The sequence below is a fragment of the Algibacter mikhailovii genome, assembly GCF_014651495.1.
GTDB lineage: Bacteria > Bacteroidota > Bacteroidia > Flavobacteriales > Flavobacteriaceae > Algibacter_E > Algibacter_E mikhailovii.
The window spans coordinates 296,615-320,969 of sequence record NZ_BMWZ01000004.1 but is presented as its reverse complement, the minus strand read 5'-3'; the positions used below and the strand labels follow the sequence as shown (position 1 = coordinate 320,969).

General features: G+C 33.4%; 21 protein-coding genes. 5 read left to right on the top strand and 16 right to left on the bottom strand.

Annotation, left to right across the window (positions count from 1 at the left end; translation table 11 throughout):
* Window positions 1-253: 253 nt before the first annotated feature.
* The gene (locus tag IE051_RS10175; RefSeq protein WP_189360669.1) at window positions 254-1,276 is read right to left on the bottom strand and encodes a glutamine synthetase beta-grasp domain-containing protein; all 1,023 of its coding nucleotides are present in this window, start codon (window positions 1,274-1,276) and stop codon (window positions 254-256) included.
* 265 nt (window positions 1,277-1,541) lie between these two features.
* Between IE051_RS10175 and IE051_RS10170 the strand changes: the two genes are divergently transcribed.
* Window positions 1,542-3,728, top strand: a complete 2,187-nt coding sequence (locus IE051_RS10170; RefSeq protein ID WP_189360668.1) for a glutamine synthetase III family protein — start codon at window positions 1,542-1,544, stop codon at window positions 3,726-3,728.
* A 171-nt stretch (window positions 3,729-3,899) separates the two neighbouring features.
* Here IE051_RS10170 and msrA read toward each other — a convergent pair whose 3' ends face one another.
* From msrA to IE051_RS10155, 3 genes are all read right to left on the bottom strand, one after another.
* Entirely contained in the window at window positions 3,900-4,562 is a 663-nt protein-coding gene (gene msrA, locus IE051_RS10165) for a peptide-methionine (S)-S-oxide reductase MsrA (RefSeq protein WP_189360667.1), read from the bottom strand.
* A 179-nt stretch (window positions 4,563-4,741) separates the two neighbouring features.
* Window positions 4,742-5,521, bottom strand: coding sequence for a zinc ribbon domain-containing protein (locus IE051_RS10160; RefSeq protein WP_189360666.1), 780 nt, complete (start codon window positions 5,519-5,521; stop codon window positions 4,742-4,744).
* Between the two features lie 3 nt (window positions 5,522-5,524).
* Window positions 5,525-6,619, bottom strand: coding sequence for a Nif3-like dinuclear metal center hexameric protein (locus IE051_RS10155; RefSeq protein ID WP_189360665.1), 1,095 nt, complete (start codon window positions 6,617-6,619; stop codon window positions 5,525-5,527).
* A 43-nt stretch (window positions 6,620-6,662) separates the two neighbouring features.
* Here IE051_RS10155 and lpxK point away from each other — a divergent pair, with 43 nt between their 5' ends.
* A complete protein-coding gene (gene lpxK / locus IE051_RS10150; protein ID WP_308427720.1) occupies window positions 6,663-7,664 on the top strand; it encodes a tetraacyldisaccharide 4'-kinase in 1,002 nt (333 codons plus the stop codon).
* Here the strand turns inward: lpxK and IE051_RS10145 are convergent.
* Genes IE051_RS10145 through IE051_RS10115 form a run of 7 tightly spaced genes read right to left on the bottom strand, consistent with a single transcriptional unit; the run spans window position 7,654 to window position 14,944 of the window.
* The gene (locus tag IE051_RS10145; RefSeq protein ID WP_189360664.1) at window positions 7,654-9,894 is read right to left on the bottom strand and encodes an ATP-binding protein; all 2,241 of its coding nucleotides are present in this window, start codon (window positions 9,892-9,894) and stop codon (window positions 7,654-7,656) included. The two genes, lpxK and IE051_RS10145, sit on opposite strands and share 11 nt — an antisense overlap.
* 34 nt (window positions 9,895-9,928) lie before the next feature.
* Complete coding sequence (gene gap, locus IE051_RS10140; protein WP_189360663.1) at window positions 9,929-10,939, bottom strand: type I glyceraldehyde-3-phosphate dehydrogenase; 1,011 nt, start codon at window positions 10,937-10,939, stop codon at window positions 9,929-9,931.
* A 2-nt stretch (window positions 10,940-10,941) separates the two neighbouring features.
* Window positions 10,942-11,820 (bottom strand): lipoyl synthase, encoded by an 879-nt coding sequence (lipA, locus tag IE051_RS10135; protein ID WP_189360662.1) that lies wholly within the window; start codon window positions 11,818-11,820, stop codon window positions 10,942-10,944.
* A gap of 49 nt (window positions 11,821-11,869) precedes the next feature.
* Window positions 11,870-13,084 (bottom strand): Nramp family divalent metal transporter, encoded by a 1,215-nt coding sequence (locus IE051_RS10130; protein WP_189360661.1) that lies wholly within the window; start codon window positions 13,082-13,084, stop codon window positions 11,870-11,872.
* Entirely contained in the window at window positions 13,085-13,630 is a 546-nt protein-coding gene (locus IE051_RS10125; protein WP_189360660.1) for an RNA polymerase sigma factor, read from the bottom strand.
* On the bottom strand, window positions 13,621-14,733 hold the full coding sequence (locus tag IE051_RS10120; RefSeq protein ID WP_189360659.1) for a glycosyltransferase: 1,113 nt from the start codon (window positions 14,731-14,733) through the stop codon (window positions 13,621-13,623). Before IE051_RS10120 ends, IE051_RS10125 begins: the two co-directional genes overlap by 10 nt.
* Before the next feature lie 7 nt (window positions 14,734-14,740).
* Window positions 14,741-14,944, bottom strand: a complete 204-nt coding sequence (locus IE051_RS10115; RefSeq protein ID WP_189360658.1) for a membrane or secreted protein — start codon at window positions 14,942-14,944, stop codon at window positions 14,741-14,743.
* 142 nt (window positions 14,945-15,086) lie between these two features.
* Here IE051_RS10115 and aqpZ point away from each other — a divergent pair, with 142 nt between their 5' ends.
* A complete protein-coding gene (gene aqpZ, locus IE051_RS10110; RefSeq protein ID WP_189360657.1) occupies window positions 15,087-15,773 on the top strand; it encodes an aquaporin Z in 687 nt (228 codons plus the stop codon).
* A gap of 77 nt (window positions 15,774-15,850) precedes the next feature.
* Here the strand turns inward: aqpZ and IE051_RS10105 are convergent, their stop codons facing one another.
* The 4 genes from IE051_RS10105 to IE051_RS10090 all read right to left on the bottom strand — a co-directional run bounded on the left by IE051_RS10105 (window position 15,851) and on the right by IE051_RS10090 (window position 19,461).
* A complete protein-coding gene (locus IE051_RS10105; RefSeq protein WP_189360656.1) occupies window positions 15,851-16,642 on the bottom strand; it encodes an anti-sigma factor in 792 nt (263 codons plus the stop codon).
* A 7-nt stretch (window positions 16,643-16,649) separates the two neighbouring features.
* Window positions 16,650-17,186, bottom strand: coding sequence for an RNA polymerase sigma factor (locus IE051_RS10100; RefSeq protein WP_189360655.1), 537 nt, complete (start codon window positions 17,184-17,186; stop codon window positions 16,650-16,652).
* A 71-nt stretch (window positions 17,187-17,257) separates the two neighbouring features.
* Window positions 17,258-18,271 (bottom strand): UDP-N-acetylmuramate dehydrogenase, encoded by a 1,014-nt coding sequence (gene murB, locus IE051_RS10095; protein WP_189360654.1) that lies wholly within the window; start codon window positions 18,269-18,271, stop codon window positions 17,258-17,260.
* The gene (locus IE051_RS10090; protein ID WP_189360653.1) at window positions 18,271-19,461 is read right to left on the bottom strand and encodes a pyridoxal phosphate-dependent aminotransferase; all 1,191 of its coding nucleotides are present in this window, start codon (window positions 19,459-19,461) and stop codon (window positions 18,271-18,273) included. The genes murB and IE051_RS10090 overlap by 1 nt, the downstream gene beginning before the upstream one ends.
* 121 nt (window positions 19,462-19,582) lie before the next feature.
* On the opposite strand from IE051_RS10090, the gene IE051_RS10085 reads away from it, so the two are divergent.
* Window positions 19,583-20,923 (top strand): PDZ domain-containing protein, encoded by a 1,341-nt coding sequence (locus IE051_RS10085; RefSeq protein WP_189360652.1) that lies wholly within the window; start codon window positions 19,583-19,585, stop codon window positions 20,921-20,923.
* A gap of 63 nt (window positions 20,924-20,986) precedes the next feature.
* Here IE051_RS10085 and IE051_RS10080 read toward each other — a convergent pair whose 3' ends face one another.
* On the bottom strand, window positions 20,987-21,403 hold the full coding sequence (locus IE051_RS10080; protein ID WP_189360651.1) for a DUF1573 domain-containing protein: 417 nt from the start codon (window positions 21,401-21,403) through the stop codon (window positions 20,987-20,989).
* Between the two features lie 306 nt (window positions 21,404-21,709).
* Here IE051_RS10080 and IE051_RS10075 point away from each other — a divergent pair, with 306 nt between their 5' ends.
* A complete protein-coding gene (locus IE051_RS10075; RefSeq protein ID WP_189360650.1) occupies window positions 21,710-24,346 on the top strand; it encodes a valine--tRNA ligase in 2,637 nt (878 codons plus the stop codon).
* Window positions 24,347-24,355: the final 9 nt, after the last annotated feature.

Genomic DNA, 24,355 nt, shown 5'->3' with positions numbered 1-24,355 from the left:
TTTGTATGTAAAACATACGAAATTTAAGGGAAATAGTCAAGTGAGGTAATGCTAATTATTTTTAAATTCTAAAGAAGTATGAAGACCACGAGGATAAAAACCGAGTAAAACGTTAAACCTCATAAAACTCCTTCAAAACGGAAAAGGAAGTCGTATGCAGATTATGTATCGTAATACAATAATTCATAAAAAAAAACGCTAACAAATGAATGCCAGCGTTTTTTATGAACAAAACTATATTTTGCTGTAATTATTAAATCTTAGCAGATTTAACAGTTTTAATAATACGTCCAGCAATTTTATATGGATCTCCATTAGAAGCAGGTCTTCTGTCTTCTAACCAACCTTTCCAACCTTTCTCTACAGTAATAATTGGAATACGGATCGATGCACCTCTATCTGAAACGCCATAAGAGAAATCTGTAATAGCTGCAGTTTCATGATCACCAGTTAAACGTTGGTCGTTAAACTCACCGTAAACTTCAATATGCTCTTTTACTACCGGGCGGAATGCCTCACAAATGGCTTCATAAGTTTCTTTAGATCCGCAAGTTCTTAATGTATTATTAGAGAAGTTTGCGTGCATACCAGAACCGTTCCAATCCATGTCTTTACCTAATGGTTTTGGATGGTAATCAATATAGTAACCATACTTTTCAGTTAAACGGTCTAATAAATATCTTGCAATCCAGATTTCATCACCAGCTTTTTTAGCGCCTTTTGCAAACAATTGGAATTCCCATTGTCCAGAGGCAACTTCTTGGTTAATACCTTCAAAGTTTAAGCCAGCATCAATACATAAATCTGCATGCTCTTCAACTAAATCTCTACCGTGTGTATTTTTACCACCTACTGAACAGTAGTACATACCTTGTGGTGCAGGATATCCTCCTACAGGGAAACCTAATGGCAATTGTGTAGCTGTATCCATGATGAAATACTCTTGCTCAAAACCAAACCAGAAATCATTATCATCATCATCAATAGTCGCTCTACCATTAGAAACGTGAGGCGTACCATCAGCATTCATAACCTCAGTCATTACTAAATAACCATTGATTCTATCTGGGTCAGGGTAGATTGCAACAGGAACTAACAAACAGTCAGAAGATCCACCTTCTGCTTGTCTAGTTGATGAACCATCAAAAGACCAGTTTCCTAATTCTTCTAACGTTCCTTGAAAGTTTTCATGCTCTTCTACCTTTGTTTTACTTCTCAAATTTTGAGTTGGGTAATACCCGTCTAACCAAAGGTATTCTAATTTAATTTTTGCCATAATAAATATATTATAATTGAAATATTGAAAATAATGTAACAAATATAAATTTTTATGTTTTCACTTTAAATTTAATGGGGGTATTTTAATAAATAGGCGACTTATTTTTATTTATACCCCATTAATTTAGGGTTTATATTAAAAAAAGACTATTATTTTATATAAATACTGAAAAATTGTTAACAAGAAATTTTTAGGATTTAGGGTTTTGTTAGTAATGCTGATTATTTTTGTTTAACAATTCAATTTTAAATCGTTTTAAGAAATGTCTTTATTAAGATTTCATGCTATAAAAGAATCGTTAGCCTATAAATTTGTGAATGTTCAAGAGCATGAAAGGCGCTCAGATTTGTTCGGAAGAAATGTATTCAATGAAAATACCATGCGTCAATATTTAACTAAGGATGCATTTGTTGGTGTTAGGAATGCCGTACAATTTGGTAAGAAAATAGATAGGAATATTGCCGATCAAGTTGCGTCTTCTATGAAAGATTGGGCATTGGCCAAGGGTGTTACACATTACACACATTGGTTTCAGCCACTTACTGGTTCTACGGCCGAAAAGCATGATGCTTTTTTTGAAACCGTAGGTGGTGGTATGTCTATTGAGAAATTTGGAGGTACGCAATTGGTACAGCAAGAACCAGACGCTTCTAGTTTTCCAAGTGGCGGAATAAGAAACACGTTTGAAGCAAGAGGATATACCGCTTGGGATCCTACATCTCCCGCATTCATTTACGAAACTACTTTATGCATACCAACTATTTTTGTCGCTTATACAGGTGAAGCGCTAGATTATAAAACGCCACTTTTAAGGGCCTTGCATGCTGTTGACGATGCAGCTACGGCAGTATGCAGATATTTTGATAAAAATGTTAAAAAGGTGACTTCTTCATTGGGTTGGGAGCAGGAGTACTTTTTAATCGATAAAATGTTGGCTTCTAGTCGTCCAGATATTACATTAACGGGGCGTACCTTGTTAGGGCATTCTTCAGCAAAAGGACAGCAATTGGATGATCATTATTTTGGTTCTATACCCAATAGAGCGCTAAACTTTATGCGTGATTTAGAAAAAGAATGTATGCTTTTGGGTATCCCTGTGAAAACAAGGCATAATGAAGTGGCTCCAAATCAATTTGAGTTAGCCCCTATTTTTGAAGAGGCTAACTTAGCCGTTGATCATAATTCTTTACTCATGGATATTATGGGGCGTGTAGCTTCTAGGCATAATTTTAAAGTCCTTCTACACGAAAAACCCTTTGCGGGTGTAAACGGTTCAGGTAAGCATAATAACTGGTCACTTTCGACAGATACAGGGGTTAATTTGTTGGCGCCTGGGAAAACACCAATGAGTAATTTACAATTCTTAACCTTTTTTATCAATACCATAAAGGCAGTTCATCAACATGAAGCTTTATTAAGAGCTGCGGTGGCTTCGGCAAGTAATGAGCATAGATTAGGTGCAAATGAAGCTCCCCCTGCAATTATGTCGGTTTTTATTGGAGAGCAATTATCTAAGGTGTTAGATGAGCTAGAGGGCGTTACCAAAGGGAAATTGTCTCCAAAAGAAAAAACAGAATTGAAATTAAATGTGGTTGGGAAAATCCCAGATGTATTGTTAGATAATACGGATAGAAATAGGACCTCGCCATTTGCGTTTACTGGTAATAAATTTGAGTTTAGAGCAGTAGGTTCTATGGCTAATTGTGGAAATCCTATGACGGTTTTAAATACCATTGTGGCTAAACAACTAAAAGATTTTAAGACAGAAGTAGATGCGCTTATTAATAAGAAAGATTTAAAGAAAGATGAGGCTGTTTTTAATGTGTTGCGTGAGTATATAAAATCAACTAAGTCCATTTTGTTTGATGGAAATAGTTATGGAGAAGCATGGGAAGTCGAAGCTAAAAAACGTGGACTTAGTAATAATAATACCACGCCTCAAGCTTTGAAAGCAAGGGTTTCAAAGGCAAGTATAAGCCTTTTTGAAGAAATGGGCGTAATGAGTAAAATAGAAACTGAGGCGCGCTATGAAATAGAGGTTGAAGTCTATATAAAACATGTTCAAATAGAAAGTAGAGTACTTGGTGATATTGCTAGAAATCATATTGTACCCACGGCTGTTAAATATCAAAATGTCTTAATTGAAAACGTAAGAGGTTTAAAGGAAATCTTTGAAGAAAAGTATCATAATGTATCCAAAGAGCAGGTTAATTTGATTGAGGAGATTTCAAATCATATAGCGGGTATTAACGCGAACGTGACGAAAATGATTGATGAGAGGAGAAAAGCCAATAACATAGAGGATATAGAGAAAAAGGCTGAGGCTTATTGCAAACATGTCAAGTCTTTATTTGATAAGATTAGACATCATTGCGACAATCTAGAGCTTCTGGTTGATGATGAAATTTGGCCATTAACCAAGTATAGAGAATTGCTCTTTACAAGATAGTTTACTGTTTTTCTATTGTTAATATGCATGCCGTCTGAAGTTACTTATATATAGCTTCTATTTGAAAGACTAAAAACTAGTGCTACTATTTATGGGCATAATTAGTAGCTGAACTAAAAAAAGGTTTCTGTTTTTCTTTTAAATTAAGTAAAATAGTATAAAATGGCCTTCCTAATGATGATCGTCTTTCAATAATTCCTTAGGAAAATTAGCCTTGAATCTATTTAATCTTGGTATAGAAACATTTCTAATATAGCTATTATTGGGATTTCGTTTTTCGTAATCTTGATGGTATTCTTCAGCTATCCAAAATTTTTGAAATGGATAGACTTCCGCGGCTATTTTTACATTCAACTTTTTTTCTAGCGCTAGCTTTTTTGCTAGAATAAGATTCTTTTGCTTTTCATTTTGGTAAAAAATAATAGAACGGTATTGAGAACCTCTATCATTGCCTTGTCCGTTAACTTGCGTAACGTTTTGTGATGCAAAATAGACATCCACTAAAGTCTCAAAAGTTACAATGTTAGGGTTGTATATTATTTCTACAGCTTCAGCGTGCCCCGTTTTTCCAGTATTACTTGCGCCATATGTTGGATTTTTGGTATATCCTCCAGAATAGCCTGAAATAGACTCTTCAACGCCTTTAACACTTTCATATATAGCTTCTACACACCAGAAGCATCCGCTTGCAAAATAAGCCCTTGCTTTGCCATTTTCTATAGGCACTTCAATTGGGATGGCATTAATAACAGCTTGCTGTTCTTTTTTAGATTGTGCCGTATTTTGACAACTGAAAAATAAGGCAAGTGCTACTATTGGGATAATCTGTTTCATATTTTTGCTTTTTCTTTTATTGTAGACGAAAAAAAACAGAAAACCTTAAATGATTTTGAAAAAAGTTGATTTTAAATAGCATCTCAGGCTGAACAGGCTTCAAGGGCGTCTAAATTTAGGAAATAAAAAAGCCTTCAGTTTAATACTGAAGGCTCTAAATTATGTATTGTTTCAATGGATTAAAGTTTAGCAAACATTTTTTCCATTTTCACTTTTTGTTCATCGGCTAATGCTGAATCCACTAAAATTCGTCCACTATGCTCATCGGTAATTACTTTTTTACGTGAAGCAATTTCAACTTGAATTTGTGGTGGAATGGTAAAGAACGAACCTCCTGCAGCGCCTCTTTCAATTGGCACAACTGCTAAACCGTTCTTTACATTAGTTCTTATTCTGGTGTAAGCCGATACTAAACGAGCTTCTATTTGTTGCTTATATTCTTCCGATTTTGCAATTAAAGCCTTTTCTTCTTTTTCAGTTTCAGCAAGAATAGCATTAAGTTCTCCTTTTTTGTGTTTTAAGTGACTTTCACGCTCTTTTAAACGCTCTTTAGTCTCTCCAATCACTTCTTTTTTCTGTTCAATTTGAACTTTAAATTCGCGGATGTGTTTTTCAGCTAACTCTATTTCTAATTCTTGGAACTCAATTTCTTTAGTTAAAGAATTGAACTCTCTGTTATTTCTAACATTTTGTTGCTGCTCAGCATATTTCTTCATTAAAGCTTTTGATTCTTCAATCAAATTCTTTTTACTAGCAATATCATTGTCTATTATTTCTAAATTAGAAACTAATTTTTCTAATCTTATGTTTAATCCAGCAACTTCGTCTTCTAAATCACGAACCTCTAAAGGAAGTTCTCCACGAACATTTCTTATTTCATCTATACGAGAATCGATGAGTTGTAAATCGTATAAAGCTCTTAAGCGCTCTTCAACAGTTACTTCTTTCTTTTTAGCCATACTTTAAAAATACTTAACAGGATTGGTGTTTATCTTTGATAAAATGATTGCAAAATTAGTAATTTTTTTTGTAAGATGTGCTACTAATTCATTTTTTGTGAATTGCTCACTTTCATAATGTCCTATATCAGTTAAAAGAATGCGATTTTCAGCAGAAAAAAAGTCGTGATATTTTAAATCTGCCGTCACAAAGGCTTCAGCACCAGCGGCTTTTGCAGCATTTATAGCAAAACTTCCGGAGCCTCCTAAAACGGCTACTTTCTTGATGGGTTTGTCTAAAAGTAAAGAGTGCCGTATAGATTCGGTTTTCATCTTTGATTTTAAATGATTCAGAAAACTTAATTCATTCATTGGTTCTGGGAATTCTGCAATCATTCCCATCCCTATATTTTGATTCGTATTCTCTATGGTAGTCACTTCATAGGCAACTTCTTCATACGAATGATTTTTAAATAAAGCCTGTAGAACTGCTGACTGCAAATGTTTTGCAAAGGTTACCGTAATTTTAGTTTCTTCTTCGGTATGCATTTCTCCTTTTTTTCCTTTGGTAGGATTAGAGTTCGCATTACCAGTGTAAGTGCCGTAACCTTCAACATTGAAACTGCAGTTATTGTAATTGCCTATACTTCCAGCACCAGCTTCAAATAAATGCATTCTTAGCGCTTGAGCTTCACTTTTAGGTACGTAAGTGGTTAGTTTTTTTATGGTTCCCGGTTGTGGGATTAAAATTTGCTTGTTTATTAATCCTAATTGATTACAAATAATACTATTGACACCTTGAATCGAATTGTCAAGAGCTGTATGCATGCTGTAAATGGCAATATCATGTTTTATTGCTTTCATAACAACGCGCTCCACATAATTTTTTCCTGTTAACTTTTTTAGGCCTTTAAAGATAATAGGGTGGAAGCTTACAATTAAGTTGCAATTTTCTGAAATAGCTTCATCAACAATACTTTCAAGGGTGTCTAGGGTAACAAGTATGCCTGTTATGTCTTGTGTTTTATCACCTACTAAAAGCCCCACATTATCAAAATCTTCGGCATAGTTTAAAGGGGTAAGTTCCTCTAAATGATTTATGATATCTTGTACAATCATACTTTATTTGTTTGGTTCAAAGATAAAATATTATACTTTCGTTATGATGAAAATAATAAGATACATATTATTTCCGGTCGTCCCTATTTACTTTTTGGTGACTTGGCTGCGAAACAAATTATATGATTTGGGAATAAAATCTTCTAAATCCTATGATTTTCCTGTAATCTGCGTGGGTAATTTAAGTGTTGGTGGTACGGGTAAAACACCAATGATTGAGTACCTTATTGATTTACTAAATGAAGAATTTAAGCTCGCTACTTTAAGTAGGGGGTACAAAAGAAAAACAAAGGGTTTTCAGCTAGCTAATAAAGATTCTACTGCTGATTCTATTGGAGACGAACCCTTTCAATTTTATTCCAAATTTAAAGATTTAACTATGGTTGCTGTTGATTCAAATAGGCAACACGGTATTACACGTTTAAGAGCTTCTAAACCTGAAGTAATTTTATTAGATGATGCTTTGCAACATAGAAAAGTAAAAGCTGGTTTTAATATTTTATTAACCACTTATAAAAAACCATATTATAAAGATATTGTGCTACCAACCGGTGATTTAAGAGAGCCGAGAAGTGGTGCCAATCGTGCAAACATTATAATGGTTACCAAATGTCCTAATCGTTTAATGGATGATGAGAAAAATGACATTTTAAAACGTATTAAACCTAAGTCTTATCAAAGTGTTTTTTTTAGTTCAATAGTTTATTCTGATAAGCTCTTCTCAGCCAATGACTCGCTATTATTAAATGAACTTGAGGATTTTGTTTTAGTAACAGGTATTGCCAATGCAGAACCATTAGTTGCGTTTTTAAAGGCAGAGAACTTAACTTTTGAACATTTTAATTTTAAAGATCATCACGATTTTACGCAAGATGATATTCATGTATTTGCTAATAAAGCACGTATTCTGACCACCGAGAAAGACTTTATGAGGCTTAAGAAATTTGATAGTATTGCTCACAAGCTTTATTATATACCAATAAGCATAGCTATTGACAATGAGTTAGCGTTTAATAATCAAATTAAAACGTTTATTAAGCATTAGCAATAGTATTCGTGTTTTTTGAAGCTAAAGCGTTGTAAAGTTTTTTCTCAAACTCTTCTTGTTTGAACGGTTTAGGGATAATATCAGTAAACCCAGCTTCTTCAAATTCATGCATTTTATCTTCAATCGTTACGGCTGTAAGAGCGAAAATGGTGAGTTCTTTATCAAAAGTTCTAACAATTTTTGTAGCCTCCATACCACTAATACCAGGCATATGAATATCCATTAAAATGATGTTATAGTCATTAGCTTTTATCATTTCTACAGCATCTTCACCGTTATCGACAATGTCACATTTTAATTCCATTTTAGTAAGAATCTTTTTAGTGATCATTTGATTGATTTTGTTGTCTTCAACAACTAATATTTTAACGCTCTTTAAATCTAAATCGGCTTTGTTGCCATCAAAATAATTTACTCTCTTTTCCTGAGCTTCTTCTACTGTACTATGTTCAAGAGGTATTTCAAAATAGAAAGTGGTTCCTTTGTCTAATTCACTTTTTACGTAAATTTTACCTTTTAAAATATCAATAAGTCCTTTAACGATAGATAGCCCTAAACCAGTTCCGCCATATTTACGGTTAATTTGAATTGAGCCTTGAGAAAAGCTCTCAAACATATGATCTTGTTTTTCCTGACTAATTCCTATACCATTATCTTCAACTTCAAAACGCAAGGTATATATTTTGCCTTTTTCTTCTATTTTATAGGCACGAATCCATATGTCACCATTTTTGGTAAACTTAATAGAGTTACCAATTAGGTTAATTAAAATTTGAGATATTTTTAATTGGTCAGCAATAAAGTTTTCTGGTAAATCTTTATCATATTCAAAATGAATTTTGATGTTATTACTTTGCGCAGAATTATTTAAAGCTAAAACAATATTGTTTATTTTTTTATTAAGATTAAATGGTTCCGGTTCAATATCAACTTTATTTGCTTCAATTTTATTGATTTGAAGTATATCATTAATAAAGGTAAGGAGATAGTCTCCTGAGAATTTTAACGATTTTAAATGTTGTACTTGTTCAGGTTTGGGGTTTTCTTCCAAAAGCATATTGCTCAAACCTGTTACGGCATATAATGGTGTTCTGAGCTCATGCGTAACGGTTGACAAGAAATTGGCTTTAGTTTTAGATGCTAATTCAGCTTTTTCTTTGGCAATAATAAGCTCTCCATTTTTTTTGTGGAGCATGTTATTAGTCTTCAGCCTAATATTATTGTTTTTATATAATGATAACGTTAGAAGGGATAAAATTGTAATTAAAGCCACACTTAAAATTGAAATAAGAGTGCCTAAATTTTTATCGTCTTCAGCTTTTTCTAATTTCTCTACAATTTCATGGTTTTTCTCAATTTCTTCATTCAGAAGGTATTGTGTTTCTTGATCACTAGAGGAATTTATGCGAGTTAAATTTCTTATGGAATCTGAAAGTTTTAAATGTAGATTCAAATACTCTCTGGAGTTTTTATAACTTCCAATATTGTTATATACATTACTAACGACTAAATAACCTTGATTAAGCGTGTTGCTAAATTGTTTTGTCTTTGCAATTTGTATGCCTTCTTTACCTGCGGCAATAGCTTTTTCATTATTACCTAATTTATTGTAGACTAGGGCGTGGTTAATAAGTGATCCACTTTGTGTTTCTAAATAGTCATACTTCTTAGCAATGGCCAATGCTTGCTCAATAACATCACGAGCTTTGTGATAATTTTTTAATTCAATATAGGTTTTCCCTTCTCGTAATAAAGTTTCAGCTAATTCTTCATTGAGTTCTTCTTCTTCAAATTTTGATTTGGCAGCACGGTAAGAGTCTAAGGCAGAATAGTAATCTTTTTTTGCCAAATAAACATCTCCAAAGGTTTTGTACGAACTGCCTAAATTTAGATTGTCATCAATGATACGCTGTATTTCAATGGCTTTATTCAGAGACTTTATGGCTTTGTCTTTCTCATCAATAATTAATTGTATGCGCCCTTTAAGTGCATAAATAAGACCAAGACTTTTTTTATTGTCTCCTTTTTCAGCCAATTCAAGAGCTTCATCTAAATGCTTTTGAGCATTATAGTAATTGAAGTTTTGTAGTTCGGTTTGCGACTGTAAAATGCGGTAATTTATATTATTCTGTGTAATTTCAGGATCCTCTTCCATCGTATTTTGAGCAGATAGACTTAGACTAAAAATTAGCAAAATAATATAAAAGTAGTGTTTAGTATGGGACATAATTAAATTAATAATACAGACAAATATAATTATTTTATCGACAAATGGGAATTTTTTCCGATAAATTGCACATTAGGTCTATAATTCGTTGCGAATATCCCGACTCATTATCGTACCAGCCAATTATTTTAACCATGTTTCCAATTACAGATGTCATCTGAGAATCAAAAACACAGGAATGTCTATTTCCAACAATATCTATAGAAACAATAGGATCTTCAGTATATTCAATAATTCCTTTATATTGTGCTTTAGAAGCTATTTTAAAAGCATTATTAATGTCATCAATAGAAACTTGTTTTTTTACATTAAATGTAATGTCTGTTAAAGAGCCATTAATAACTGGAACTCTAATGCCACACCCGCCAATAGCTTTAGATAAATCCGGAAAAATCTTAGTCAATGCTTTTGCCGCACCTGTAGTTGTTGGAACAATAGATTGACCTGCCGCTCTAGATCGTCTTAAATCGCGATGGGGTTGGTCATGCAAACTCTGATCTGTGGTATATGAGTGGACTGTGGTAATATAAGCTTGATCAATGCCGCAAAGCGTATTAATTACATCTATCATAGGTGCAGCATTGTTAGTGGTGCACGATGCATTTGAAATAATAAGTTCAGTACCATTAATGGTATCTTCATTTACGCCTAAAACAATGGTTTTAATGTTTTCCTCATCAGCAGGAACACTTAGGATAACCTGTTTGGCTCCATTTTTTATATGATGCTTGAGTGCGGCACTATTTTTAAACTTACCTGTAGCCTCGATCACAAAATGAACATCGAATGGTCTCCAGTCAATAGATTTAGGGTGAGATTCATTTAATAAGGAAACGCTATTTCCCGCAATATTAATGAAATTGGGTCCTGATGTAATGTTGCCATCAAAAACACCATGAACACTATCATATTTTAATAAGTGACTCAATGTTCTAGCATCAGCTAAATCATTAATGGCTACAACCTTAAACTGTTTGGAGTTTTGAAGTAATCTAAAAACACGACGACCTATTCTACCAAAACCGTTAATGGCAACATTAATCATGTCTAATTGATATGTTTTTGAGCTTTATAAGAAGATCGAACTAGTGCGCTACTTTCAACATGTCTAAAGCCTAAATCTAATCCAATTTCTTCATACTCTTTAAACTGATCGGGTGTTATAAATTGTTTAACCGGTAAATGTTTCTTGCTAGGTTGAAGATATTGCCCAATGGTAACAACATCAACATCATTAGCTTTTAGGTCATGTAATGTTTGTATAACTTCTTCTCGTTTTTCGCCTAAACCTAACATGATTCCAGATTTAGTTCTACGTTGACCTTGTTGTTTTAAGTATTTTAATACCCCCATACTGCGATCATATTGGGCCTGTATTCTTACTTCACGCGTTAAACGACGAACGGTTTCAATATTATGGGAAACCACCTCTGGCGCCACATCAATAATTCGATCAATATGATTGTGTATACCTTGAAAATCAGGGATAAGAGTTTCTAGTGTTGTATTAGGGTTCATGCGTCTAACGGCCTTTACTGTTTCAGACCACATAATACTACCCATATCTTTTAAGTCATCTCTATCAACGCTTGTTAAGACAGCATGTTTAATGCTCATGATTTTTATTGAACGCGCTACTTTTTCAGGTTCGTCCCAGTCCACAGTCTCCGGTCTACCCGTTTTAACGCCGCAAAAGCCACATGAACGTGTACAAATATTTCCCAGTATCATAAAGGTAGCAGTTCCTTCTCCCCAACATTCTCCCATATTTGGACAACTACCAGAAGTACAGATGGTATTTAAACTATATTTATCAACTAAACCTCTTAGTTCTGTGTATTTTTTTCCGGTAGGAAGTTTAACCCTAAGCCATTTTGGTTTAGCCTGACGTTCTGGTAAAATATTTGAAGTAGTATCTGTGTTCATAGTTGAAAAAATATCGCATACAAAGATACGAAGTATTCTTTAATAAGACTTATAGCGTTGTGATATACCAAAGGCTAAAACCGATTAAAAAAATAATACCTGAAATACTTAAAATATGCAGGGATTTAGAGGGGTGGTAGGCTTTTGGAGTGTGCTTTCCTGAAATTAATTTGTAATTGACAATGGCAAAAAAAGGCGCTGTAATAAATGATAAAATAGTGGCCACTTTAATTAAAAACCCCATTTCTGCTGCAAAAAATAAAAAAATGCAAACCGTTCCAATGGAGAGGATGCCAATCCAAAAACGGTAATTAAACATATTTGATTTTTTTAAAAGTAACTGTGTGGTTTTGTCCATAGCCCTAGGAGCGGCATCGAGCGTTGTAAGCGTTGTGCTAAACATGGTTGTAAACGCAGCAATACCTATTATAATATAGGCCCAATTTCCTAAGCTTGTGGTGTACATATTTATAAGTTGTCCAGAAAATATGGTAGCCGAATTACTAAAGGTTTCGCCAGAATTAAACATAATTAACGTGCCTAATAATACAAAACCAATACCCAGTATTACGGTGCCAATATAGCCTACATTAAAATCAAAAATAGCCGACTTAGTGTTGTAGTTTTTTGTGGTATTCTGTTTTTCTAGAGACCATAAAGATTGCCAGACAGATATATCTAAAGGACCAGGCATCCAGCCCATGAAAGCGATTAAGAATGCGATTTCAATCTTATTTTTCGGTAAAACTTGTTGTAAAGATATTGGAGTGGAATTTTTTGTTAGGGCCATGATAACGGCTGTTAGCGTGCTAAGCGTAAGGGTTATTATTATGACTTTTATTAACCTATCTAGTAGTCGGTACTTACCAAGAATTAAGATAATCAAGCAAATTATAAGAATGATTATTGTCCAGCTTTTTAAACTAATAATATTTCCAAAAATTGATGAAGCCAAGCCGGCAGTTACAATGGTTACCGCAGTTTGTACGGTGAACATTGTTGCAAAACTAATAATAAAATATGCTACTAAAATTCCACGTCCTAGTTTTTTATAGCCATCCAACAAGCTTTCTCCAGTGGCCGTAGCATAGCGTGATCCATACTGAAAAAAAGGATATTTGAACAGGTTTACCAACAGTAAAGCCCAAATTAAACCTAATCCGAAATCTGCCCCTGCCCGTGTGGACTGAACTAAGTGAGAAACGCCTATACATGCGCCGGCGAAGATGAGTCCTGGTCCTAGGGTTTTTAATTTATTGAGCATTTATTTCTCTCGTATAATTTCGGCTAGAAGTTTTTTAGCTCTAAGTAGTTTTACCTTGACATTATTCATAGGCTCATTGAGCTCTTTAGATATTTCCTTGTAGCTTAATTCTTGAAAATAGCGTAGGTTGATAACTTCTTGGTAATGTGGTTTCAGTTTTTTTATATCACGAAGTAACTTAGCCAGGTGCTGTTCTGTAATAAGTTTATCTTCGGGAGTAGGGGATTCGTCTATAACCTGGAATACCTCTTTCTCATCATTCGATATTAACTGAGAAATGGATTTTTTTTCTTTTCTCAATAAATCAATATGGATGTTTTTTGATATGGAAATTAACCAAGTCTTGAATTTGAAATTTTCATCAAAAGTATTTATTTTGTCGAATGCCTTGGAAAATGTTTGAATGGTAATATCCTCGGCATCATTCTCGTTTTGAGTATGTTTAAGTTGATAGCCATAAACATTGTCCCAATAGATATCTAACAAATAATTAAATGCTTTTTGGTCATTATTTTTTGCAAGTTTAATAGCTTTCTCTATTTCCAATGGCTAGGTTTTGAAATAAGATTGATTATAAATATAGTAAATTGAGTAATAATTAAAAATATTTCTAAAATAGGCAAAAAATAGATGAGGTCCTTTTCATTGAGTTTTTTCGAAGAAAAACCAAAAGTAATGTATTGAATAATTAGGCGGCTTAAAAACAACCCGAGCACAATTTTCCATTCATATCCAGTCAGAAATAGAAAACATGATAAGAGCCAAAAAAATAGATTTGAACTAAAAAGCATACCAAGTAATACTTTATGTTTTGATTGGTAGTGCTTTGCAGTGGTAACGTGTCTTCTTTTTTGTTTAAACCAAGCGTTAAAACTTGCCTTTGGTTTTGATTCAGTAAAGGCGTCTTTTGAATAAACCACTGCCGTGTTTTGTGATGTAGCAACCTGATTTACAAATAAGTCATCATCACCAGAATGTAATTTTATATGATTTATAAAACCATTGGCCTTAAAAAACTCGTCTTTACTGTAGGCCAGGTTTCTTCCAACACCCATGTATGGCATCCCTGCTAAGGCAAAAGAAAAATAATTGATAGCAGTAGTCACTGTCTCAAATCTCACCAATTTATTTAGAAATGATTTTTTTACTTTAGCATAAGCGCCGTATCCCAAAACAATAGATTTCTTGGTGCTAAAATGAGCACTCATTTCTTGAATCCAAAATTCAGATAAAGGTTGGCAGTCCGCATCAGTGAATAAAAGATAATCATAGGATGATGCCTTAATACCTAGAGTTAATGCATATTTTTTATTACCCCAAAAGGCTTCTATGCCTTTGACGTCAACAACTTTTATATTGTCATGTTGGGATTCAAAATGTTTAATGACTTCTAAAGTATTATCACTAGATGAATCATTAATTAGTACAATTTCAAACTTGGGATACTTTTGAGAAACTATAGAAGGTAGAAAAGTCTTTAAATTGGTTCCTTCATTTTTAGCGCAGATAATAACGGATACTGGGTGGTTTTCAGAACTAGCCTTTTCTTGCTTTGAAAAAGCAAATCTGGAAAATAATAACAAATAATAAAAGACTTGAATAACAACTACAACAATAAATGCGCAGAAAACAATATCAAGTAATGCCATAAACTATTTATGAATGTTGGGGTTCAGTACATTCGCTAAATTGGTCAGGCGTTTTACCACAAAAACCGCAGGATTCCCCTTCTGAATTTAAGACGGGGTTTTGGCTTGCACACGTTCCTGCAAATTTACCGTCTTTTTTTGCCCAAATTTTAATTGCTATTCCAGCAATACCTACTGCTAAAAGCGCAATAGTTATAAAAAAAAGTTTCATTTATTAAAAGTGATAATTTATGCAAAGATATGCTTTTAGAGCATTTATTTAATAAGAAGTATGGCTAAAATGTTTTTGGTGTTTCCGCATTAAGGAACTTATTTGTACATTTAAATTCTAATCCATTAAATATATTTATATTATGAAAAAATTATTTGCAGAGTTTTTTGGTACCTTTTGGCTAGTTTTTGGAGGCTGTGGTAGTGCTATTTTTGCGGCAGGTTACCCAGATTTAGGAATTGGTTTTGTAGGTGTCGCTTTAGCCTTTGGTTTAACCGTATTGACAATGGCTTATGCTGTGGGTCATATTTCGGGAGGACACTTTAATCCAGCGGTTTCTTTTGGACTTTGGGCAGGAGGGAAGTTTGACGCTAAAGATTTAGTAGGGTATATTCTGGCACAATTAATAGGTGCTTTTGTTGCAGCCGGAGCTTTGTATTTGATCATAACCAATAAATCTGATTTTGTTACTATTGGTGGATTTGCTGCAAACGGCTATGATGCCCTATCACCGGATGGGTATTCTATGACCGCTGCTTTGATTGCCGAATTTTTACTCACCATGTTTTTTCTGCTTATTATTTTAGGAAGCACTAATGAAAGAGCTCCCAAAGGTTTTGCTCCTATAGCTATAGGATTAGGTTTAACCTTAATTCATTTGATAAGTATACCTATTACGAATACATCTGTAAATCCAGCTAGATCAACAAGTCAAGCTATATTTGCTGGAGGTGAATTTACAAGTCAGCTATGGTTGTTTTGGGTAGCTCCTATTGCTGGTGCATTAGTTGCAGGATTTATTCACAAGGCGTTATTTGATAAAGAGTAATTGTATTGACAAATAAGAACAAATAAAAAGCCTCGTGTAATTATTAAACGAGGCTTTTCTTTGATTAGTTCAATGGATTATTGTAAACTAATTTGTGCTACAGAGTTTTCAACAGAAGCTATTTTGTTTCCGCCTTTTGGCTCTATAGTAATACTTAATGCGAGGGCATCTTCCATGTAAGGAATGTTTCTTAATTTTCTGTCAGCTTTATCTAAAATACCAAGGTTTACCATTTTCCCTTGCAATTCAGCCCAAATTTGGTAGCATTGCTCTTTTGGTAATTCGGGCAAAGACACCACATCAATCATTGAAGTCTTTTCTTTGGCGTTAATATAGGCTACAGTTTTTAAATCCTTTGCACGTTCATTTCCTGTAATAATATATTTTTCAGTTTCAGGATTATTAAGCCTTAAAAGTTGTCTCATCACTTTATCCAGCATTTTGTTGTTCTGCTCGATATCACTTCTCAAATCATAGATTTCTTCAACAACCACCTGGTTTTCTTCCGATAATTTTTGGTTCTGATTGTAAAAAATATAAGAGGTGCCAGCAAAAATAAGAGCAGCAACACTTGCTGCAATACTGTACTTATACCACTTTTTGTATTTACTTCCAGAATTTTTTAATTCAATTACTGGTTTATCATCAAGTTCATCTAATATGTTATTTAAGATGTGCTTTGGCGCTTCAACCGCATTTGCTTTTGCAACTATTTCTAAATTGAATTGTAATGTGTTGTATGCGTTTTGAACTTCTGGGTATTTTGAAATATAAGATTCAACCATTTCTGTTTCAGCAGTAGAGGTATCACCTAAAAGATATTTTTCTAATAGGCCAGAACTTAAAAAAGTATTGATTTTCTCATTCATGACTTAATTATATTGAGGGATTATAAATTTTTTTCAATTCTCGTAATCCTATTTTTAATCTAGATTTTATGGTTCCCAAAGGAATATCTAATTCATCGCTAGCTTCTTGCTGCGTCATGCCTTCAAAAAAGAGGGCGTTAATTACAATTTGATACTTTTCATCTATTGTGCTTAGATGTTTTTTTATATCCATAACATCCTGATTAATTTCGTTGGATGTTATTTTATATACGGCAGAGGTTTCAATCTGGACTTCCTTCCCGCTTTTATTTTTTTGAGATCTTACCTTGTCTATAGCTGTATTATACGCTATGCGATATAACCATGTAAATAATTTGGCCTTATTGGCATCATATTTCTTTGCGTATCGCCAGATTTTGACAAAGGTTTCTTGAAGCACATCTTGTGCCGTGTCTTCATCAGAAATAATCTTTTGAATCACACCATATAAAGCGTCAGCATAATTCTCATAAAGCAGACTAATGGCTTTTTTATCCCCATTTTGCAGTAAGTCTACTATTTCCTTTTCTATTGCTGTAACCAATTACTAATGCTTTAAATGAATTCAGGTTATTTACAAAAATGTAAAATTCAAATTTAGAAATTTCTTTTCGATTATAAGATATTTACTTCTGCTTCAATAGTAATGCCAAAAAGAAGCTTTACCGTTTTTTGAATGAGTTTGGATAAATTTAAGATGTCTAAACCTTTAGCGCCTCCATAATTAACAAGCACTAAAGCTTGTTTTTTATGCACGCCATAATTATTAAAAGTTTTTCCCTTGAAACCAGATTTTTCAATTAGCCAACCGGCAGGTACCTTAACCTCAGTATCAGATACTGGGTAACTTGGAATATCTTTGAAGTTTTTATGCAACACTTCAAAATGCGTTTTAGGAATCACGGGATTTTTAAAAAAACTACCACTATTACCAATCTCTTTTGGGTTGGGTAATTTACTTTCTCTAATATTTATTACGGCTTTTGAAATATCCTTAATTGAAGGATGTTCTATCCCATTTTTATCTAATTCAGAAGATATTGCGCCGTAATTTACATGCAGTTTATGATGGCGCTTGGTAAGTTTAAAAGTAACACTTGTAATGACATATTGCCCCTTTAACTCTTGTTTGAAAATAGAATTTCTATAGCCAAAATTACATTTAGATTTTGTGAATGTTTCTAGTGTTCCAGTAGTTATAGAAATGGCGTCACAGGATTCGAAAACGTCCTTTATTTCAACACCATAGGCGCCAATATTTTGGATGGGTGCTGTACCAACATTACCGGGAATTAATGATAAGTTTTCTAAACCTCCATAATCATTGTCTATGCACCACATGACAAATTCATGCCAGTTTTCTCCAGCATTACATTTAATATAAGCGAAGTTTTCATCTTCAAAAATGACTTCTTTCCCTTTTATTTCGTTAAGAATGACTAAACCTTCAAAGTCTTTTGTAAACAATATGTTACTTCCTCCACCCAAAATTAATTTTTTAGGGTAATCCGCTAATGTTAGTATGCTTTGTAGGTCAGCTATATTGCTCGCTACAGTAAAATACTTAGCGTTTGTGTCAATGCCAAACGTATTGTATGGTTTAAGAGATATATTATTTTGTATTTGCACTAGTCTTTATAAACTTTTAGGGCTTCTTTTAAAATATGGGCGGCTTTGATTAAGCTTTCTTTATTAAGTACGTAAGCAATTCTTATTTGGTTTAGACCTACCCCTGGGGTTGAATAAAACCCACCTGCGGGAGCAACCATAATTGTTTCATTATCAACATCAAAATCTTCTAAAAGCCATTGTGCAAAATGATCAGAGTTTTTAATAGGTAATTCAGCAATACAATAAAAAGCGCCTTTGGGTTTAGCTACTTTTACGCCCTCTATGTTCTCTAAATGTTTTATTAGGGTATTTCGTCTTTCAACATACTCTTCAATAACATCATCAAAATAACTTTGTGGGGTATCTAACGCAGCTTCACTAGCTATTTGAGCATATGTTGGTGGACTCAGTCTAGCTTGGGCAAACTTTAAAGCTGTTTCAATTACACTTTTGTTTTTGCTAACTAAACATCCTATTCTTGCCCCGCACATACTATAGCGTTTTGAAACAGAGTCTATCATGATACCATATTCCTCTAAACCTTCCTCTTCCATTATAGAGTAATGTTGTATCCCATCATAGGTAAATTCTCTGTAGACCTCATCTGCAATTAAAAATAAGTCATGTTTTTTTACAATAGCAGCTAATTTTTGAATTTCCTCCTTTGAATACAAGTAACCTGTTGGGTTTCCTGGGTTACAAATTAATATGGCCTTGGTTTTATTTGTTATTAATTTTTCAAATTCCTCTATAGGAGGTAATTTAAAATCATCTTCAATTTTAGAAATAACAGGAACCACTTTGATTCCAGATGCCTGTGAAAAGCCATTATAATTGGCATAAAAAGGTTCAGGGATAATAATTTCATCATTAACATCCATGACGGTGCCAAAGGTGAATAATAGAGCTTCACTTCCGCCTGTGGTCACAATAATGTCTTCAGAACTAACCTTTATATTATTTTTTAGATAATAGGACGTAATTTTTTTTCTGTACGTTTCAGAACCTTCAGACTTTGAATATGACAAAATCTTAATATCATTCTGTTTAACCGCTTCGAGTGCAATTTCTGGAGTTTTTATATCTGGCTGACCTATATTTAAATAATATATTTTTTTTCCTTTTTTAGTAGCCTGTTCAGCATAAGGAACAAGTTTTCGAATAGGAGAAGCAGGCATTTCAAGTCCTTTCTTAGATATTACAGGCATGTTTAGAAGTTTAACTACAAAGTTGAGAAAATAATCTTAAAGTTATTTAAAAAAACACCTTTAAATCTTAGAGCTTGTCTAAAGCTTTGTAATTTAATATCTTTAAAATCAATAATATTACATGAAAAAAACTATTCTCTTAGTTTGCTTGTTCTTAAGTCAGAGCTTTTTTGGCTTTGCTCAAGATAAGTTTGTAATTCAAAACAAGAAACATTCAGATAAAATTAAATTCAAACTCATTCATAATTTAATTGTTATTCCTTTGGAAGTTAATGGGGTGACCTTGTCTTTTTTGTTGGATACGGGTGTTAGTAAACCTATTATCTTTAATTTTTTAAATGTCTCTAATACTTTAAAATTAAAAGATCCAGAAACAATATATCTCAGGGGGTTAGGCGGTGATAAATCAGTCGAGGCATTAAAATCTGGAAATAATATATTGAAATTAGGTGATGCCATCAAGCTTGAACAGGATTTATATGCCGTATATAACTCAAACTTGAGTTTGGCACCTAGGTTAGGTTTTCCCGTTCATGGAATTATTGGATATGATTTGTTTAAGGATTTAATAGTTCAGATAAATTATTCAAATCAGACCATTATACTGACCGAACCAGCTTTCTTTAAAAAGAAACCATGCAAGTCCTGTGAATACTTTGATTTAAAGTTCCATAAGAGAAAACCTTATATTCAAGCCAATGTTTCTTTAAATCAAAAGAATATTCCGTTGAAGTTACTCATTGATTCTGGTGGTAGTGATTCATTATGGCTGTTTGAAAACGACTCTATAGGCCTTAGTCCTGAAGGTAATATGTTCCATGACTTTCTAGGTCATGGGCTTACGGGAAGTGTTTATGGCCATCGTTCTAAAGTAAAATCATTTTCATTAAAATCATTTGAATTTAAGAATGTTAATGTGGCTTTCCCAGATTCTGAATTTACGGTTTTTGCGCAAAGAATTAAGGATCGAAATGGTAGTATTGCTGGAAACATTTTAAAGCGTTTTAATATGACTTTTGATTATCAAAAAGGGCAGCTTAGAATGAAAAAGAATAAATATTATAATGAAAAATTTAGTTATAATAAAAGTGGGATTGAATTGGCTCATGATGGCATGAGGACTGTTAAGGAGGTTGATGTTGAATCTGGTGCGGATAAATTGAGTTTTCAAAAAAAGAATCAGTCAAAAAATGTTTTTTCTGTTAAAAGTACCGAGCGTTATAAAATACAATTAAAACCTGCCTATGTTATTGCCGAAATACGTGATAATTCTCCCGCAAGTGAAGCTGGATTAATGGTAGATGATCTTATTTTAAGTATTAATGGTAAGGATACCAAACAATATTCTTTACAAGAAATTTTAGAGATGTTTTATGAAGATAATGGAAGAAGAATAAAATTAAAAATAGAAAGAGGTGGGAATATAATGTATTTCACATTCTTTTTAAAAGCGGTTTTATAATGCACTAAAACAAAAAAGGCTTAAACAGATGTTTAAGCCTTTTTTGTTTTAAAACGTTTCGTTTTACTGTTGCATCACGCTTTTATCTTTTTTTTCTAAAACATTCACGTTGCTAGGGTCTACAACTAGACCTTTTATTTTTAAGGCCACAGTAGGTGTATCAGCATTTGAAATTACAGTAATTGTTTTTCTAATAGGGTTTACTCTATTGGTATCGTATTTTACTTCAATCTCACCTGTTTTTCCTGGTAAAATAGGGTCTTTTGGTTTTTTAGGAATAGTACATCCACAGCTTGAAGATACTTTCGAAATGATAAGTGGTTCATCTCCAGTGTTGGTAAATTCAAAAACTCTAACCCCGTTTGATCCTTTTTCTACAGTACCGTAATCAATGGTTTCAGATTTAAATTCGATTTTCGCTTGAGCATCAATAGATAAACTTATCAATGCAATAAATAATATTGTAATATAATGTTTCATGATATTTATTTTTAGGTTTTAATACTTCAATTTATTTCTTTATTAGTCAAAAAGTAAAGCAAAGGGTATTAAGACATTTCTTAGTCAAACATACTTGTTTTTTCTACAACCTGCAAAAAAAATAGATGTAATACACTTTTGTTAATCTACAAATAACATCACAAAAGTACATATAGGCTTTCATCTGATACGTTTAAGAACTGTTAAAATCTTAACTTATTTCTGTTTTATCTATTGATTTTATTGTTTCACAACAACAGAAATATAAGTACTTTTGCAATCATTATTCAAAAATTATTCTAAAGCATGCAAATTCCATCAAAATATGATGCAAGTCAGGTAGAAGATAAGTGGTATAACTACTGGATGACCAATAATTATTTTCATTCAGAACCAGATGAAAGAGAGCCGTATACTATAGTAATTCCGCCACCAAATGTAACTGGTGTATTGCATATGGGACATATGCTGAATAACACGATACAAGATGTGTTGATTCGTCGTGCACGCCTTTTAGGTAAGAACGCATGTTGGGTGCCGGGTACAGATCATGCCTCTATTGCTACAGAGGCTAAGGTTGTTGCTAAGTTAAAGGAGCAAGGCATTGATAAAAACGATTTATCGCGTGATGAGTTTTTAAAACATGCATGGGATTGGACCGAGGAATATGGTGGTGTGATTCTAGAACAGCTTAAGAAATTGGGTTGTTCATGTGATTGGGATAGAACCAAATTCACAATGGATGATGACATGAGTGAAGCGGTTATTAAAGTGTTTGTAGATCTTTATGAAAAAGGTTTGATTTATCGCGGGTATCGCATGGTGAATTGGGATCCGGAAGCAAAAACAACATTATCTGATGAAGAAGTAATTCATGAAGAACGTCAGGGAAATTTATATTATTTAAGCTATAAAATAGAAGGTGCTTCAGAAACGCTAATTATTGCAACCACACGTCCTGAGACCATTTTTGGAGATACAGCAATTTGTGTTAACCCCAATGATGAAAGGTTTGCGCACCTAAGAGGAAAGAAAGCTATTGTGCCAATTTGTAATAGGGTTATACCAATTATTGAAGATGAGTATGTAGATATAGAATTTGGAACGGGTTGTTTAAAAGTAACACCTGCTCATGATGAAAATGATAAAAACTTAGGGGATAAACATAATTTGGAAGTAATAGATATCTTTCATGAGGATGCCAGTCTTAATAGTTATGGGTTGCATTATGAAGGCAAGGATCGATTTGTTGTAAGAAAGGAAATTGTAAAAGAACTTGAAGATAGCGGTGTTTTAGTAAAAACAGAAACCCATATCAATAAAGTAGGAACTTCAGAAAGAACTAAAGCTGTTATAGAGCCTCGTTTGAGTGATCAGTGGTTCCTGAAAATGGAAGATTTGGCTAAGCCTGCTATAAAGTCTGTTTTAGAAGATGGCGATATTAAGTTGTTTCCAAAAAAGTTTGAAAACACTTATAGGCATTGGATGGAAAATGTTCGGGACTGGAATATTTCGCGTCAATTAATGTGGGGGCAACAAATTCCTGCCTATTATTATGGCGACGGAAAGGAAGACTTTGTAGTTGCTGAAAATATTGATGAGGCAGTAGAAAAGGCAAAACAAAGAACGAAAAATACAGAATTAACGTCTAATGATCTTACTCAAGATAAAGACGCTTTAGATACTTGGTTTTCTTCATGGTTATGGCCCATGAGTGTATTTGATGGTATCCGTAATCCTGAAAATGAAGAAATAAAATATTATTACCCTACCAATGATTTGGTTACCGGACCAGATATTTTGTTCTTTTGGGTTGCAAGAATGATAGTTGCTGGCTACGAATACAAAGATGAAAAACCTTTTGAGAATGTCTATTTAACCGGATTGGTTAGAGATAAGCAACGCCGAAAAATGAGTAAATCTTTAGGGAATTCCCCAGACGCGTTAAAACTTATTGAACAGTATGGTGCTGATGGTGTTCGTGTTGGCTTGCTATTAAGTTCTGCCGCAGGCAATGATCTCATGTTTGATGAAGACCTTTGTCAGCAAGGAAAAGGCTTTGGTAATAAAATTTGGAATGCCTTTAGATTAATACAAGGTTGGGAAATTGATGAAACTATTCCGCAACCGGAAACGGCTAAGGTAGGGCTTGATTGGTACGAAGCCAAGTTTCAAAAGGCGTTAGTTGAAATTGAAGATCATTTTAGTAAATATAGATTGAGTGATGCGCTTATGTCCATTTACAAATTAATAATGGACGATTTTTCATCATGGTTACTTGAAATTATTAAGCCGGCATATCAAAAACCCATAGATGCTAAAACCTATAAATTGGTTATTGAAGCCTTTGAAAATAATTTAAAAGTGTTGCATCCATTTATGCCATTTTTAACTGAGGAAATTTGGCAATACATTTCAGAGCGAACACCAGAGGAAGCTCTAATTGTTGCTAAGTGGCCGGAAGTAAAATCCATAAATAAAGAAATAATTAATGAATTTGAATTTGCTTCAGAGGTCATTTCAGGAATTAGAAATATCAGGAAGCAAAAGAATATTGCATTTAAAGATGCTTTAAATTTTTCGGTAATTAATAATGAAAAAGCCAGTGCTAATTTCGATGGGGTTATTGCTAAACTAGGCAACTTAGAAAGTATTGAAGTGGCAGCTGAGGCTATTGAGGGAGCATTAACATTTAGGGTGAAATCTAATGAATATTTCATTCCTATGGTTGGTGCAATTGATGTAGAAGCAGAAATTAAAAAGTTGACTGAAGAATTAAATTATACTGAAGGTTTCTTAAAATCGGTACAAAAGAAATTGTCTAATGAGCGCTTTGTAAATAATGCCCCTGAACAGGTGGTGGCTAGTGAAAAGAAAAAAGAGGCGGATGCCTTGGCGAAAATTGAAACGCTTACAGCAAGTTTAAGCAGTTTGAATAATTAATAAAATTAC

What these genes read in the sequence shown, in the direction of transcription:
- IE051_RS10085 (WP_189360652.1), top strand. Translation starts at nt 19,583, where the DNA reads ATGAAAAAAACTATTCTCTTAGTTTGCTTGTTCTTAAGTCAGAGCTTT.
- lipA (WP_189360662.1), bottom strand. Translation starts at nt 11,820, where the DNA reads ATGAACACAGATACTACTTCAAATATTTTACCAGAACGTCAGGCTAAA.
- IE051_RS10120 (WP_189360659.1), bottom strand. Translation starts at nt 14,733, where the DNA reads ATGGCATTACTTGATATTGTTTTCTGCGCATTTATTGTTGTAGTTGTT.
- gap (WP_189360663.1), bottom strand. Translation starts at nt 10,939, where the DNA reads ATGATTAATGTTGCCATTAACGGTTTTGGTAGAATAGGTCGTCGTGTT.
- IE051_RS10170 (WP_189360668.1), top strand. Translation starts at nt 1,542, where the DNA reads ATGTCTTTATTAAGATTTCATGCTATAAAAGAATCGTTAGCCTATAAA.
- lpxK (WP_308427720.1), top strand. Translation starts at nt 6,663, where the DNA reads ATGATGAAAATAATAAGATACATATTATTTCCGGTCGTCCCTATTTAC.
- aqpZ (WP_189360657.1), top strand. Translation starts at nt 15,087, where the DNA reads ATGAAAAAATTATTTGCAGAGTTTTTTGGTACCTTTTGGCTAGTTTTT.
- IE051_RS10090 (WP_189360653.1), bottom strand. Translation starts at nt 19,461, where the DNA reads ATGCCTGTAATATCTAAGAAAGGACTTGAAATGCCTGCTTCTCCTATT.
- IE051_RS10130 (WP_189360661.1), bottom strand. Translation starts at nt 13,084, where the DNA reads ATGCTCAATAAATTAAAAACCCTAGGACCAGGACTCATCTTCGCCGGC.
- IE051_RS10075 (WP_189360650.1), top strand. Translation starts at nt 21,710, where the DNA reads ATGCAAATTCCATCAAAATATGATGCAAGTCAGGTAGAAGATAAGTGG.
- IE051_RS10080 (WP_189360651.1), bottom strand. Translation starts at nt 21,403, where the DNA reads ATGAAACATTATATTACAATATTATTTATTGCATTGATAAGTTTATCT.
- IE051_RS10115 (WP_189360658.1), bottom strand. Translation starts at nt 14,944, where the DNA reads ATGAAACTTTTTTTTATAACTATTGCGCTTTTAGCAGTAGGTATTGCT.
- IE051_RS10160 (WP_189360666.1), bottom strand. Translation starts at nt 5,521, where the DNA reads ATGGCTAAAAAGAAAGAAGTAACTGTTGAAGAGCGCTTAAGAGCTTTA.
- IE051_RS10175 (WP_189360669.1), bottom strand. Translation starts at nt 1,276, where the DNA reads ATGGCAAAAATTAAATTAGAATACCTTTGGTTAGACGGGTATTACCCA.
- IE051_RS10105 (WP_189360656.1), bottom strand. Translation starts at nt 16,642, where the DNA reads ATGAATGAGAAAATCAATACTTTTTTAAGTTCTGGCCTATTAGAAAAA.
- msrA (WP_189360667.1), bottom strand. Translation starts at nt 4,562, where the DNA reads ATGAAACAGATTATCCCAATAGTAGCACTTGCCTTATTTTTCAGTTGT.
- IE051_RS10145 (WP_189360664.1), bottom strand. Translation starts at nt 9,894, where the DNA reads ATGTCCCATACTAAACACTACTTTTATATTATTTTGCTAATTTTTAGT.
- IE051_RS10155 (WP_189360665.1), bottom strand. Translation starts at nt 6,619, where the DNA reads ATGATTGTACAAGATATCATAAATCATTTAGAGGAACTTACCCCTTTA.